10 protein-coding genes are annotated in these 12217 nt (G+C 47.9%); 1 reads left to right on the top strand and 9 read right to left on the bottom strand.

From position 1 onward, the window contains the following. Positions 1 to 4: 4 nt before the first annotated feature. The 8 genes from rpmE to rpoE all read right to left on the bottom strand — a co-directional run bounded on the left by rpmE (position 5) and on the right by rpoE (position 8876). Positions 5 to 202 carry a 50S ribosomal protein L31 gene (rpmE, locus tag DMN77_RS22105; RefSeq protein ID WP_068778087.1) on the bottom strand — a complete coding sequence of 66 codons (198 nt, stop codon included), beginning with the start codon at positions 200 to 202 and terminating at the stop codon, positions 5 to 7. A gap of 108 nt (positions 203 to 310) precedes the next feature. Next, positions 311 to 1579, bottom strand: coding sequence for a radical SAM family protein (locus DMN77_RS22100; RefSeq protein ID WP_179016316.1), 1269 nt, complete (start codon positions 1577 to 1579; stop codon positions 311 to 313). A 193-nt stretch (positions 1580 to 1772) separates the two neighbouring features. Then, the gene (rho, locus tag DMN77_RS22095) at positions 1773 to 3113 is read right to left on the bottom strand and encodes a transcription termination factor Rho (protein WP_068778085.1); all 1341 of its coding nucleotides are present in this window, start codon (positions 3111 to 3113) and stop codon (positions 1773 to 1775) included. 128 nt (positions 3114 to 3241) lie between these two features. After that, entirely contained in the window at positions 3242 to 4495 is a 1254-nt protein-coding gene (locus DMN77_RS22090; RefSeq protein WP_179016315.1) for a UDP-N-acetylglucosamine 1-carboxyvinyltransferase, read from the bottom strand. A 210-nt stretch (positions 4496 to 4705) separates the two neighbouring features. Next, the gene (gene fba, locus DMN77_RS22085) at positions 4706 to 5560 is read right to left on the bottom strand and encodes a class II fructose-1,6-bisphosphate aldolase (protein WP_068778083.1); all 855 of its coding nucleotides are present in this window, start codon (positions 5558 to 5560) and stop codon (positions 4706 to 4708) included. Between the two features lie 199 nt (positions 5561 to 5759). Next, positions 5760 to 6137, bottom strand: a complete 378-nt coding sequence (locus DMN77_RS22080; protein WP_068778082.1) for a response regulator — start codon at positions 6135 to 6137, stop codon at positions 5760 to 5762. Positions 6138 to 6299: 162 nt separating this feature from the next. Beyond that, positions 6300 to 7901 carry a CTP synthase gene (locus DMN77_RS22075; protein ID WP_068778081.1) on the bottom strand — a complete coding sequence of 534 codons (1602 nt, stop codon included), beginning with the start codon at positions 7899 to 7901 and terminating at the stop codon, positions 6300 to 6302. Positions 7902 to 8309: 408 nt separating this feature from the next. Then, a complete protein-coding gene (rpoE, locus tag DMN77_RS22070; RefSeq protein ID WP_068778080.1) occupies positions 8310 to 8876 on the bottom strand; it encodes a DNA-directed RNA polymerase subunit delta in 567 nt (188 codons plus the stop codon). A gap of 441 nt (positions 8877 to 9317) precedes the next feature. Here rpoE and DMN77_RS22065 point away from each other — a divergent pair, with 441 nt between their 5' ends. Then, complete coding sequence (locus tag DMN77_RS22065) at positions 9318 to 10463, top strand: S8 family peptidase (protein ID WP_068778079.1); 1146 nt, start codon at positions 9318 to 9320, stop codon at positions 10461 to 10463. A 73-nt stretch (positions 10464 to 10536) separates the two neighbouring features. Here the strand turns inward: DMN77_RS22065 and argS are convergent, their stop codons facing one another. After that, positions 10537 to 12216 carry an arginine--tRNA ligase gene (gene argS, locus DMN77_RS22060; protein WP_179016314.1) on the bottom strand — a complete coding sequence of 560 codons (1680 nt, stop codon included), beginning with the start codon at positions 12214 to 12216 and terminating at the stop codon, positions 10537 to 10539. Between the last annotated feature and the right edge of the window lies 1 nt (position 12217).

The following is a 12217-nucleotide window of genomic DNA, read 5'->3' as shown; positions in this document are numbered from 1 at the left end:
ACTCTTACAAGCCGTATTTCTTTTTGAATTTATCCACACGACCACCAGCATCCACAAATTTTTGCTTACCTGTGAAGAATGGATGGCAGTTGGAGCAAATTTCAACGCGCAGATCTTGTTTTACGGAACCAGTTTCAAAGGTATTGCCGCAAGCGCAAGTTACCGTAGTCACGTGGTATTTGGGTTGAATTGCTTCGTTCATGACTTTCACCTCTTTCCGCCCTGCACCTCATGCGTGTACAGAGTTATAATGGCAACAAAAAAAATTATAGCATGCTGCTGTTCACTATGCAATCACAATAAATGTGAATTACCATCTTACCTTTGCCCTTGTTAGTTCAGCAGGGGGTACATGCGTATAAGATCCGATGACCACATCGGGCAGCTCCGCCTGGAATATCTCGATGGCCTGCTTCATACTAAGGATATCGCCTTGTGCCTTAGGGATAAGCTCCAGATAACTCTCCGGATCAATGTTTAAATTCCGCAGTTGAATCAGCTTCAAATCCGTACGGCGGGCAAGTTCAACCATCGCCTCAATCTCTTCCTCCCGGTCAGTTACCCCGGGGAAAATCAAATAGTTGATGGAAGTATAGACCCCTTGACTGGCTGCATATTTCAGCGATTTCTCTACATTGGCTAGTGTGTAGCCCCGCGGCTTATAGTATGCATTGTAATGATCGTCCAGAGCGCTAATGGTACTGACTCGCATCAGGTCCAATCCAGCATCAACAATACCACGAATATGGTCGGACAACCCTGCGTTCGTATTAATATTAATATAGCCCATATCGGTCTGGCGCCGCACTTCACGGATGGCTTCAATAATCAGCTTAGCCTGTGTGGATGGTTCTCCTTCGCAGCCCTGTCCAAAGCTAATAATCGATTCCGGCGTCTTTAAATGTTCTAGCATAATTTCTACCAATTCATCCACACGCGGACGGAAATTCATTCGCGTCTGCGGGGAGACAAATCCGCTATCATCCGGTTGCTCCGAAATGCAGCCAAAGCAGCCAGCATTGCAAGAATAAGAGACAGGAACTGCCCCCTCCCAACGATTCAGAAAAGTATTGGAAGCAGTCAAACACTCATATCCTAAAGCGCAATTTGAGAGATGCTCGTAGAGACGATTATCCGGATACTTCGCTTGCAGCGCCTTCACATTCTGTTTTAACTCCAGCGGATCACAATTCAGTGGATTCCATTTCTCAGGATCATCTGATCGCCGAGCCGTTACATAAAACTGCCCATCATTCCACACTACAGCCGAATAGCCAAATAGCGGCAGCTTGTATTCTTTGTCTGTCTTCACATAACCGGGAAGACATAGCCTTGTATATCCCTGGGGAAGCAACGCCCCCACGGCTTGAACATCTCCCTGGAGCGGAAGCATCTCACCCGTATCCGGGTCCATTCCGATCGGACGAGTACAAGGAAGACCTACTAGTGTAGCCCCTTCCGGCAGTGGAATCAACTCATCCTCCATGATCTCTACGATCATATCAGCACTGCGGGCCAAGCCATACAATGACGGGTGATCGTAAACCTGTCCTTGCGCATCAGCATATACTAAATACATGTTGTTCTCCTCTTCAGAATATCTCTCTTGGGGAAGTTCAATGCTTACGAGGCTGTTTTCAATGATAATATATAGCTCCGCTTCTCAGCTTTATTCAACTAAAGCGCCATAAAAAAACATATCATAAACATAAACTTTGGTTCAGACCTGTTGATTATTTATCAAGGATTAGGGCATCACGCAACCGCGTTTATTAAGACCCGGAATTGGACCCTGAACCAGAGGCTTGCGTCCCGTTGCGTACAGAACGGCGTGCGCTGGTTCCACCAGACGAAGTGTTATTTCCCGATGCCGATGTATCAAAAGAAGCGAGAAACTCTTGATTTGTCTTAGAATCGCGCAGCTTCTTCAAGAAACCTTCGACAAAATCATAGGAATCATTCATGCTTTTACGGATCGCCCAGATGGTATCCAGCTCCTCTTTATTCAGCAGAACTTCTTCACGCCGTGTACCGGAACGACGGATATCGATAGCCGGGAAAATTCTTCTCTCCGCCAATTTACGATCAAGATGCAGCTCCATATTGCCAGTACCCTTAAATTCCTCATAAATAATATCGTCCATACGAGAACCGGTGTCCACCAGCGCAGTCGCCAGAATCGTCAAGCTTCCGCCTTCCTCCACATTCCGGGCTGAGCCGAAGAATCGCTTAGGACGATGGAAAGCCGCCGGGTCAATCCCCCCGCTTAGAGTTCGACCTGATGGTGGTACAACCAGATTATATGCCCGTGCCAGACGGGTGATACTGTCCAATAAAATAACAACATCCTTCTTGTGCTCCACCAAACGTAAAGCACGCTGCAATACAAGCTCAGCTACTTTGATATGATTCTCCGGCAGCTCATCAAAAGTTGAAGCGATAACTTCCCCCTTCACGGAGCGTTGCATGTCCGTTACTTCTTCAGGACGTTCATCAATCAACAATACGAATAGCTCAACCTCTGGATAATTAGTGGATATGCTGTGGGCAATTTCTTTAAGCAGCAGCGTCTTTCCCGCTTTAGGCGGCGCGACGATCAGACCGCGCTGTCCTAGTCCAACGGGAGCTAGCAAATCCATAATTCGCGTGGATAAATGTGTTGGGGATGTTTCTAGTACGACTTTTTCTTGTGGGTAAAGTGGAGTAAGTGCCGGGAAATGCAAACGTTCTGCAGCAATATTAGGGTTCTCTCCATTTACGGCATTTACTTGCAGAAGTCCAAAGTAGCGTTCATTCTCCTTCGGCGCTCTGCATTTACCTGAGACCAGATCGCCGGTTCTAAGGTCAAACTTGCGAATCTGCGAGGCGGAGATGTAAATGTCCTCCGTGCTAGGTAAATAGTTGATCGGCCTGAGGAAGCCGTAGCCCTCCGGCAAGATCTCTAGAACGCCTTCCATAAACATAAGTCCGCTCTGCTCTGCCTGAGCTCTTAGAATCGCAAAAATCAGTTCTTTCTTTTTTAATTGGCCGTAATATGGAATCTGATACTGTTTGGCCAGCTTGTACAGCTCCGTCAGCTTCATCCCTTCCAAGTCGGCAATTTGAAGATCCATGTAAAAACCACCTATTCAATTTTAATCATTTACTATCATATAATTTTGAAATCTATGAGAGCATATTTTGTTGACACCATACTATATTATCTCCTGTTCTCAGGCAACTTATGCGGGCAGCAGGGATGTTATTCCACCTGCCGCCATACATCGGCCCCCAAGGACCTGAGATTCGTAACCAAATTATCATATCCGCGGTCAATATATTCTACTCCAGATACTTCGGTAATTCCTTCTTTCACCGTTAATCCGGCAATGACCAGGGCAGCGCCAGCGCGCAAATCGGATGCCTTCACCTTAGCTGCATTGAGCGCCCCGCCTTCGATGACAGCCGATCGGCCCTCTACACGGATTTTGGCTCCCATTCGTACCAGCTCCGGAACATGCTTGAAACGGTTGCTGTATACGAAATCACTCAATACACTAACCCCTTCGGCCTGCGTAAGCAGACTAGTCATAGGCGACTGCAAATCTGTCGGGAATCCGGGGTATACGAGCGCTTTGACGTCAACATGCTCATATTTATCGGAACCGATGACGCGAATGGATTCATCCAATTCCTCCACAGTTACGCCCATTTCTAGCAATTTAGCAGTAAGTGCCTCAAGGTGCTTAGGAATAACGCCATCTATCACTACATCACCACGAGTCGCTGCCGCGGCGATCATATAGGTACCTGCTTGAATACGGTCAGGAATGATAGAATGCCGGCAACCTTTCAGCTTGGACACGCCTTCAATCCGAATCGTCTCCGTGCCGGCTCCCTTAATACTCGCACCCATGGAGTTCAATAATGTAGCTACATCTATAATTTCAGGCTCTTTAGCCGCATTTTCAATAATTGTGGAGCCTTTGGCCCGTGTGGCCGCCAGCATAATATTAATAGTTGCGCCTACGCTGCTGACATCCAAGTAAATCTTGGCTCCCCGCAGCTCTTTGGCATATAAATGTATGGAACCGTGTTCATTCGTTACAGTAGCGCCGAGCGCTTCGAATCCTTTGATATGCTGGTCAATTGGACGAGGCTCGAAATTGCAGCCCCCTGGCAAACCGATCGTTGCTTCATTAAACCGGCCTAGCAGAGCCCCCATTAAATAATAGGAAGCGCGCAGCTTCTTCACAGGCCCGTTAGGCATTGGGATAGATACTACATTGGAAGGGTCAATCTTCATATAATTGCCTTCCCACGATACGCGGGCCCCCAGCTCCTCCAAAATTTCTGAATAGACCGCAACATCACTCAAATGCGGCAAGTTGTCCAACACGACTTCGGACTCCGCCAACAACGCAGCCGGAATCAGGGCAATCGCACTGTTCTTGGCACCGCTGATCGAAACCGTACCGCGCAACGGGCGTCCGCCGCTAATCATTAATTTCTCCATAAGTTTAAGGGTCCCCCCACGTATTTTGCAGGCGGGACGACATGAGCGCCCCACATAATAAAGTAATGGAAATGGAAAGACACCGGCAAGCGCGGTGTACTCATCGTTTCCATATATATAACCGGACAGCCTTCTTGTCAAAGGCTGTCCTATTTGTTAACAAAGGTTATCTATCATCACAGCATCAAGCCAGACTAACTTAACCGTTAGTTACGCTTTGTTGCTAGAACCGAATTCACGGATCTTGCCAACAACGGTAGCTTTGATCTCGTCACGGCCTGGAACGATATATTTACGAGGATCATATTCGTTTGGTTTTGCTGCCAAAACTTCGCGAACCTTCTTCGTGAAGGAGATTTGGTTCTCCGTATTTACGTTGATCTTCGAAGTACCCAGGGAGATGGCCTTTTGAATGTCGTGTGTAGGGATGCCTGTGCCGCCATGAAGAACGAGCGGAAGCTTCACTGCATCACGAATTTCTTCCATTTCCTTGAATCCAAGGTTAGGCTCACCATGATAAGGTCCATGAACAGAACCAAGCGCAGGAGCAAGAGTATCGATACCTGATTCGTTAACGATGCGCACGCACTCTTGAAGGTCAGCATATTGGATGCCACCGATCACGTCGTCTTCTTGTCCGCCTACTGTTCCTACTTCAGCTTCAACGGAGACGCCTTTAGCGTGAGCATATTCTACTACTTTCTTCGTCATTTCGATGTTCTCATCGATTGGATGATGGGAACCGTCGATCATCACGGAAGTAAAGCCAGCATCGATGGCTTCTTTACATTTTTCGAAGCTGGAACCATGGTCCAGATGGATCGCAACTGGAACCGTAATTTTCATGTCATGAATAAGACCTTCTACCATCTTAACAACGGTATAGAAGCCGCTCATGTGACGCGCTGCGCCTTCGGATACGCCCAGAATTACTGGGGATTTCTCTTCTTCAGCAGCAGCAAGAATTCCTTGAGTCCACTCGAGGTTGTTAATGTTAAATTGACCTACGGCGTATTTCCCCTCAAGCGCTTTGTTCAACATGTCAGTCATGGATACTAATGGCATGGTTTCAATCCTCCTAAGGATGTTGGATTATCTAGATTTCTAGCCGACATTCACACATGTTTTATTATACCACATCGAGGCAAAAATACTATTCATGCTTTTGTATACAAAATACACAAAATATCATGTAAATAATGGTGAAATCAGCTAAATGGAAGAAGGAACCCCGCCGATTGCTTGCCGAGGTTCCTTCTGACTCTTAAAGGACGGCCCCGCCCTTTAAGTGCATATTTACCGCTGTGCGAATCTCATCGATGTCGAAAGGTTTGGTGAAGTGCATCAGTGCTCCGAGCTCGGTCGCTTCCTTAATCATGTCCAGCTCGCCATAAGCCGTCATCATGATCACTTTGATCTCGGGATTCACTTCCTTGATATGCTTCAGAATCTCAAGTCCGTCCATTCCCGGAATCTTCATATCAAGCAGAACTAGATCCGGCGACTCCGCACGTACAATCTCCAAGGCAATTTTGCCATTCGGTGCTTGAAACGTCATGTATCCCTCACTGCTGAATACTTCCATCAGTAAGATGCGGATACCATTCTGATCATCAACAATCAATACCTTCTTCTCATCCACAAAACAGACCTCCTACGATCCACCCATTTCATACTGAATGACTATATTCGCTTCAAATTTGTATATCCCTTCTAAAATGGAAAAAAGATACTATAAAAATCATTTGAGGCGAATATTTGGGATAGATCGTATGGTTCGTACTGCCTAAGCTAAACGTTCAATTTAGGATATATGAGTGATTGCCGCCTTCACGAACTCGCGGAACAATGGCTGTGGACGATTCGGACGGGACGTGAATTCCGGATGGAATTGTACAGCCAGGAACCAAGGGTGGCTCGGAAGCTCCACGATCTCGACCAATCTGCCGTCTGGCGAAGAACCGGAAATTTTCAGGCCGGCTGCTTCAATAGCCTCGCGGTAAGTATTATTGAATTCATAACGATGACGGTGTCTTTCATAGACCAGTTCATCATTATAGCATAGCATAGCCAAAGAACCCTCTTGCAGCTTACAAGGATACAGACCAAGACGCATCGTGCCGCCCAGATCTTCAATATCCTTCTGCTCCGGAAGCAGATCGATTACAGGGAATTCAGTAGATGGATTGATCTCAGAACTGTTAGCTCCTTCAAGGCCGGCAAGTGCACGTGCATATTCGATAACAGCAACCTGCATGCCCAAGCAAATTCCAAAGAACGGAATGTTGTTCTCACGCGCATAACGGATCGTCGTAATCTTGCCTTCGATTCCCCGATCGCCGAAGCCGCCCGGTACGAGAATCCCGCCTATGCCTTTCAGCATTTGCTCAACATTGTCTTCAGTGACTTCCTCAGCATTGACCCAACGAATCGATACATCAGCATTCGCATCAAATCCGGCATGGGAGAGGGATTCTACAACGCTCAAATAAGCATCATGCAGAGCAACATATTTCCCTACAATCGCGATCTCTACCTTCTTCTCCAGCTTGCTGATACGGTCAACCAGATGCTCCCATTCGCTCATATCCGGTGCAGGAGTGGTCAGCTTCAGATGATTAACGACAATCTCATCTAGGCCTTCCTCACGCAAATTCAAAGGCACTTCGTACAAAGTATTTGCATCGCGGCATTCTACCACGGCGCTAGCATCAATATCGCAGAACAGGGCGATCTTCGCCTTCATATCTTCGGACAGCTCATGCTCAGTACGGCATACGATCACATTAGGCTGAATGCCGATGCTGCGCAATTCTTTTACACTATGCTGAGTTGGCTTGGTCTTCACTTCACCGGCAGCTTTGATATAAGGAATCAGCGTAACATGGATATACATCACATTCTCACGGCCGATTTCACTCTTAATCTGACGAATCGCCTCCAGGAATGGCAGACTCTCGATATCGCCTACTGTACCCCCGATTTCGGTAATAACTACGTCCGAGCCCGCTTCACGTCCAGCGCGGAATACCCGTTCTTTGATCTCATTCGTGATGTGTGGGATGACCTGTACCGTGCCGCCCAAATATTCGCCGCGGCGTTCCTTACCAATAACAGAAGAATAGATTTTACCGGTCGTAACATTGCTGTTCTTCGACAGGTTAATATCAATAAACCGTTCATAATGGCCCAGATCAAGGTCGGTCTCGGCGCCGTCATCGGTAACGAATACTTCACCGTGCTGATATGGGCTCATTGTTCCCGGGTCCACGTTGATATAAGGGTCAAATTTCTGAATCGTTACTTTCAATCCTCTGTTCTTGAGCAGTCTTCCCAATGATGCAGCCGTAATCCCTTTACCTAATGAAGAAACGACCCCACCTGTCACGAAAATATATTTTGTCACAGTCCAAAAACCTCCTAAATTTGTACGGGTTCAAAAAGTCAGTCATATTAGAAGTCCGGGCTGAATTCATGATGATTGGAAATCAGCGACCAGGTACGTATAACGATGAAAATGACCTTTGAACAACCTTTGAACATTTACTCACAATCCCTGGCGACTATAGATCAATATAGCGTAACCCATTTAGCGTAAAAACATAGCCAAATGGGCATAAAAAAACAAAAAAGTGACACCCGAACAACGTCGGGGCACTTTTATATAAAATACATTATTTATGGTTGAATCATAAGCCCATGCAATAGTTTACTCGTTACCATAGCCCCTGTCAAGAGAAGGAGGAAGGTAAAATATTTGAAGTTTCTCTCTCTGTAGGAGGTAGTTCAAAAAACTCCTCTGGATCACGCGCTCTTAGTCTTCGTCGCTATATTCTTCTTCCTCAGACTCGTCATCCGCAAGATCGTCCTCTTCTTCTTCTTCATCCAGATCTTCCTCATCCAGAAGCGAGTCATCTTCTACACCCTCGACTTCTTCTTCCTCATCATCATCTGCAAACAAGTCATCGTCAGAATCCTCGTCAACTGCATCATAATCTTCGTCATCCTCGGAGCTGTAGCTATCCTCTTCCTCTTCAACGAAGTCGTCATCCAGATCGTCATCTTCGTCATTGATGATACGAGGGCGTTTGCCGCTGCTAACTGCATCCTCGGACTTCTCAAGCGGATACCAGCGCTTCAGACCCCACAGATTGGTGCCAACACAAGCGAAACGGCCATCGATATTAATCTCCGTATACAGTTGTGCAATAACGTCGCTAATTTCGTCCTCAGACATCCCACGAATCTTAGCAACCTCTTTCATCAGGTCACGATAATAATACGGCGTATTTGCCGCCTTCAGTACCATAAAAGCCAGGTCCACCATCGGGATTTCCTGAGCTTTCTCCGGGTCAATTTTCAAATTGAGCGAATTACTCACGTTACGGACACATCCTCTCACGCAATGTTCACCAAAAAATCGAGCTTAAATTATCGATTTCTTAATCTAACTTATCCATATCACAAAATAGTAAACCTTATTTAATGTCAAATTGCAAGTTTTAAAATGTGTTCATAAAGTGACCACCCAAACATAAAAAGAGGCAGGGCGATTACCCTGCCAATTGACTGTATCCGTTCGAAAAGGAGACCCTTATCTCCTCCCCGATGGCCCTGAAGGCCGCAGAGGGCCTTCACTTTATCCTATGTCCAGATTGCTGCATTGACACGCCGCACCTACGCCTAAGTTAGAAAAATCATCTTAACTTGACTCATTTTTCATTCAGCTGCCCATTTCCTGGAAACAGGGCCCCTTCCCCATTCGAGTCCTGATGCGTTGTCATAATATACTGCAACACGCTTCGTCAGGAGGGGCTAACTAATGGACTACTCCAAATTCCTGCGATATCTGAGCGAACACCTGGACACCTCTGGAACAGGCGGGCGGTACATTCTCCGCTTTGCCCAGAAATTGCAGTATAAAGAATGCTTGCGCCAGCTGCAGGATTACAAACGTCAATTCCCGGCCTTGCGGAGAGTTCGCGTCTCACCGCTACTGCAGGCCTTTTTCTGCCCTTTATCCCATAATAGTGGAAGCGTCGACACGAGATTCGGTTTGATGCTAGAAGAAGACACCCGAATTCGCGTTCATTCTGCTTCCACGGACAAAGACAAGAAAATTCCCCAGCCCTGGGGGGTGAAGCGTATCGGTGCGCAAGACGCCTGGTCTGTCTCCACCGGTAATCAAATCCGCATTGGGGTCATTGATACAGGTGCTGACTTCAGCCACCCCGATCTCAGATACAGCCTGGGCAGAGGAATTAATCTGTTCAACCGTGGAATGCTTCCTTACGATGATAATGGACATGGCACCCACATCGCCGGCACGATCGCCGCTTCCGGCGGCTCGAGAGGAATGATGGGCGTGGCCCCACGCTCGCTCGTCTATCCCGTGAAAGCATTCGACCATAACGGCTCCGCCTACGTCTCCGATATTATCCTCGGAATCGACTGGTGCATCAGAAACCGCATGCACATTATAAACATGAGCTTTGGAATGAAGAATAAGAGTCAATCCTTACAAAATATTATTAGCAAAGCCCACGCGTCAGGCATCATCGTCGTTGCCTCTTCAGGCAATGACAAGAAAACTCGCAGGATCGATTATCCGGCGCGGTATCCAAATACCATCTCCGTTGGAGCAACCGGAAAGGACGGACGCATCGCTTCCTTCAGCAATCACGGCCCTTATATTGACATCTATGCTCCCGGGGAGAAGGTTAGCTCATGCTGGCTGGGCGGAGGCTATCATGAGATGAATGGGACTTCTATGGCCACTTCTCATGTCAGCGGTGCTGTTGCCCTGCTGCTTGCGGCCCGTCCCGGACTGAAGCTGTCGGAGATTAAGAGAAGGCTGCGCCGCACCGCGCGTCCGATCCCTGCCACGGCGTCCAGGGCGAAGCCCGCTGCCGGGGAGCTCAACGCAGCGCGAATGCTTCGCAATAAGAGTCGCAGCAAGTCTTCCTGAAGACTGTGATTCCCGTTAAAATCTAAAAAAAGGCGATACTGACTCCCAATCAAAGTCAGCATCGCCTTCTATATTACATCCGTTCCGGCGCGGACACACCGAGCAGACGAAGCACATTAGCCAGCGTTGTCCGTACAGCGCCGAGCAGGGCAAGCCGTGCTGCTGTTTGCTCGCCGTCCTCCGTAATTACGCGTTCCGCTCTGTAATAGCTGTGAAGCTGCGCAGCGAGCTCGTACACGTAGCGAACGAGACGGTGCGGGGCGAAATTATCGGCAGCGATTCCGATCTCCTCTGGCAATTCGCCAATCTTCCGCAGCAAATCATACTCATGCTCCGACGTCAGCTTGTTCAGATTTGCCGAATCTGGTGTCGGAAGCGCAATCCCCTGCTCTTCAGCCTGGCGGAAGATGCTGCAAATCCGCGCATGAGCGTATTGCACATAATACACCGGATTCTCATTGGAGGTGGAAATAGCCAGATCCATATCAAAATCGAGATGGGAATCCATACTGCGCATAGTAAAGAAGTAACGTATTGCATCTACGCCCACTTCATCCATCAGGTCAACCATAGTGACCGCTTTGCCGGTCCGCTTGGACATCTTCACTTTCTCGCCGTCCTGGAACAGGCTGACCATCTGGGCAATCAACACCGTCAGCTTCTCAGGGTCCTTGCCCAGCGCCTGCATAGCCGCTTTGACCCGCGGAATATAACCATGGTGATCGGCGCCCCAAATATTAATCATCCGGTCGTAGCCGCGATCATACTTGTTGCGATGGTAGGCGATATCAGGAGTCAGGTAGGTATAGGTGCCGTCATTCTTCACAAGCACGCGATCCTTATCGTCGCCATATGGCGTCGTCTTCAGCCATGTAGCACCTTCCTGCTCATATGTCATGCCTTTGGAGCGAAGTTCATCCAGCGCAGCTTCAACCTGTCCGTCCGCATAGAGCGAAGTCTCGCTGAACCACTCATCGAAGCTGACGCGGAAGCGCTCCAGGTCGCGCTTGATCTTGTCCAACTCTTTATTTAAGCCATATTTGCGCAAGAACTGCGTACGTTCCTCCGCGGACATCGACATTAAGGCATCACCTTGTTCGGCAACCAGCTCTTTAGCGAAACCCTTAATATCCTCACCATAATAGCCGTCCTCCGGCATTTCTGCATCCTGTCCAAGCTCCTGCAGATATCTTGCTTCGATCGACTTGCACAGATTAACAACCTGGTTCCCGGCATCATTAATATAATATTCCCGAGTCACCCTATATCCGGCGAAATCGAGTACATTACAGAGCGCATCGCCTACAGCAGCTCCGCGGGCATGTCCCAGATGCAAACTGCCTGTCGGATTGGCGCTGACAAACTCCATTTGAATGTTCTGCCCCACCCCTTTATCCGTACGACCATAACCCTCACCTTGACGGTAGACCTGTTCAATAATCGGGAACAGATAGCTCTTGCTCAACGTGAAATTGATAAAGCCCGGGCCCGCAATATCTGCCTTGACAATTCCCGCCTTGTCATGATCCAAATGCTCGATAATTGCCTCAGCAATTTGGCGAGGGTTCCGCTTGGCAATTCGAGTCAATTGCATCGCAGCATTCGTTGCCAGATCGCCATGGGCCTTATCCTTCGGAACTTCCAGTACAATTGCCGGAATATCCTCCCCCGCTGCCAGACCAGCGGCGCTAATCGCCTCGAATATGGCTTCTTTTAAATTCTGATTCACCTGTTCTAATGGATTGAGTGTCATC

Source organism: Paenibacillus sp. 79R4, assembly GCF_013393165.1.
Taxonomy (GTDB): Bacteria; Bacillota; Bacilli; order Paenibacillales; family Paenibacillaceae; genus Fontibacillus.
Note: the sequence above shows the minus strand (reverse complement) of the source record. Positions and strands in the feature narration are given on the sequence as shown.

Bases quoted from the DNA above. Each gene is read 5' to 3' on its own strand.
- rpmE (WP_068778087.1), bottom strand. From the start codon at position 202: ATGAACGAAGCAATTCAACCCAAATACCACGTGACTACGGTAACTTGC.
- DMN77_RS22100 (WP_179016316.1), bottom strand. From the start codon at position 1,579: ATGTATTTAGTATATGCTGATGCGCAAGGACAGGTTTACGATCACCCG.
- rho (WP_068778085.1), bottom strand. From the start codon at position 3,113: ATGGATCTTCAAATTGCCGACTTGGAAGGGATGAAGCTGACGGAGCTG.
- DMN77_RS22090 (WP_179016315.1), bottom strand. From the start codon at position 4,495: ATGGAGAAATTAATGATTAGCGGCGGACGCCCGTTGCGCGGTACGGTT.
- fba (WP_068778083.1), bottom strand. From the start codon at position 5,560: ATGCCATTAGTATCCATGACTGACATGTTGAACAAAGCGCTTGAGGGG.
- DMN77_RS22065 (WP_068778079.1), top strand. From the start codon at position 9,318: ATGGACTACTCCAAATTCCTGCGATATCTGAGCGAACACCTGGACACC.
- argS (WP_179016314.1), bottom strand. From the start codon at position 12,216: ATGACACTCAATCCATTAGAACAGGTGAATCAGAATTTAAAAGAAGCC.